The following is a 1838-nucleotide window of genomic DNA, read 5'->3' as shown; positions in this document are numbered from 1 at the left end:
GCCGTCGAGGTCTTGCGCGAGAAGGGGCCGGGCGGCCTCGCGGTCCGGGCGGTGGCGGCCAAGGCCGGCGTCGCCCCGGCCACCGCGTACACCTACTTCTCCTCCAAGGGCCACCTCATCGCGGAGGTGTTCTGGCGACGCCTCCGCGACCACGTCACCGAGGGCGCCTCGGCCGGCACCACGGTGGACAGGGTGGTGGCGGTCCTGCGCGATGTCGCGCTGCTGGTGGCGGACGAACCCGAGCTCTCCTCGGCGGTCACCGCGGCCCTCCTGGGCGACGATCCGGAGGTGTCCCACCTGAGGATCCGGATCGGTGCCGACATCCGTCGGCGTCTGACGGCCGCGCTGGGTGATGAGGCCGACGACGAGGTGATCGACGCCCTGGAGATGGTCTACGCCGGCGCGCTCGTCCGCGCAGGCATGGGCTACGGCTCCTACTCCGACATGGCGGACGCCATCGAGTCCGCCGCCCGACTCATCCTGAGGTGACCCCGAGACATGACCACCGCGACACCCGCCCCGCTCGTGTTCAGCCCGTACGACTACGCGGTCCACGAGGACCCGTACCCGTTCTACGCCCGGTTGCGCGCCGAGGCGCCCGTGTACCACAACCCGGACCTCGACTTCTGGGCGCTGAGCAAGCATGCCGACGTCCGTGAGGCGTTCCGCGCACCCGACGTGTTCTCCAACTCCCTGGGGGTCTCCCTCGACCCCGCGGCGTACGGTCGGCACGCCTACAAGACCATGTCCTTCCTGGCGATGGACGACCCCAGGCACGCGCGACTGCGCAAACTCGTGAGCAAGGGCTTCACCTCCCGGAGGGTCGACGCGCTCTCGGAGGGAATCGCGCGGATCTCCCGTCGGTACTGGGACGAATGCCTGGCCAAGTCCCGCGACGGCGGCGAGTTCGACTTCGTCCAGGACTACGCGGGCAAGCTGCCGATGGACGTCATCTCGGACCTGATGGGAGTGCCCGAGTCGGACCGCGACGAGCTCCGCCGGCTCGCAGACCTGGTCATGCACCGCGAGGAGGGCGGTCAGGACGTGCCCGAGGACTCGATGGTCGCGGCCCTCGACCTCATCACCTACTACCAGGGCATGGTCGCCGAGCGGCGTGAGGAGCGGACCGAGGACCTGACCTCGGCGCTGATCGACGCCGAGATCGACGGGGAGAAGCTCGACGAGGACGAGATCCTGTCCTTCCTCTTCCTCATGGTGGTGGCGGGCAACGAGACCACCACCAAGCTGCTCGCCAACGCGATGTTCTGGGGGCACCGGAACCCGGACCAGGCGCAGCTGGTGATCGACGCCCCGGAGCGGGTGAGCGACTGGGTCGAGGAGACGCTGCGCTACGACACGTCGAGCCAGTTGGTCCTGCGCACGACGATGCAGGACGTCACGGTCCGCGGCGTCACCATCCCCGCAGACCAGAAGGTGCTCCTGCTCATCGGCGCGGCCAACCGCGACGAGGAGGTCTTCGACGACGCCGACACCTTCCGTCTCGGTCGCGACACCTCCGCCAGTCTGAGCTTCGGGCAGGGACCACACTTCTGCCTGGGAGCGCACCTCGCGAGGCTCGAGGGGCGGATCGCGCTCGACCAGATCTCACGGTCGATCACGGGGTACGAGATCCTCCCCGGCGCCGAGCGCGTGCACTCGTCCAACGTGCGCGGCTTCGCGCACCTGCCCATGCGTGTCGAGGTCAGGCGCTGATGAGTCTGAAGTTCCCCCCGCAGCCGGACGCGTCCGAGCGCCCCGCGCTCGTCACTGGCGCCTCCTCGGGGATCGGTCGCGCCACCGCGGAGGCGCTGGCGGCGCTCGGGCACCCCGTGGTCGTG

2 protein-coding genes are annotated in these 1838 nt (G+C 69.9%); both read left to right on the top strand.

Translation table 11 applies throughout. From position 1 onward, the window contains the following. Positions 1–489 (top strand): TetR/AcrR family transcriptional regulator (locus G6019_RS00280; RefSeq protein ID WP_182626882.1); only part of this gene is annotated, 489 nt, incomplete at its 5' end. Positions 490–498: 9 nt separating this feature from the next. Continuing rightward, a complete protein-coding gene (locus tag G6019_RS00275; protein ID WP_107757085.1) occupies positions 499–1713 on the top strand; it encodes a cytochrome P450 in 1215 nt (404 codons plus the stop codon). Positions 1714–1838 lie beyond the last annotated feature (125 nt).

The sequence above is a fragment of the Dietzia sp. DQ12-76 genome, from assembly GCF_014145045.1.
Lineage (GTDB): Bacteria > Actinomycetota > Actinomycetes > Mycobacteriales > Mycobacteriaceae > Dietzia.
This window is presented reverse-complemented; position numbering and strand designations above follow the sequence as displayed.